The sequence below is a fragment of the Dellaglioa sp. CoH-56-MRSF-11 genome, from assembly GCF_056782135.1.
On sequence record NZ_JBXAYE010000180.1, the window covers coordinates 1 to 233 of the forward strand.

Annotated in this window: 1 protein-coding gene; it reads left to right on the forward strand. The window is 51.9% G+C overall.

What is annotated here, in order from left to right; all coding sequences use genetic code 11:
• Positions 1–233 (forward strand): hypothetical protein (locus AC1RPT_RS08300; protein ID WP_481763075.1); only part of this gene is annotated, 233 nt, incomplete at both ends.

Consider the following 233-nt stretch of genomic DNA (forward strand, 5'->3'; position numbering starts at 1 on the left):
TTCCCACCGTATGCCAGCTGGACGATATCGTGAAGCATATCGAGAACAACGAGCAAATTCGCGTTCTCGATCAGCCGAACGGGCGCAAAGTCGTGTGCTACATCTTAATGGATAGCAAGACGTTCCCGACGCCTGAATCACGCGAATGCCGTGGTATCGCGTTTGACGCAAACGGCCGTATCGTCAGCCGACCGCTTCACAAGTTTTTCAACATGGGTGAAAAAGCTGAACTC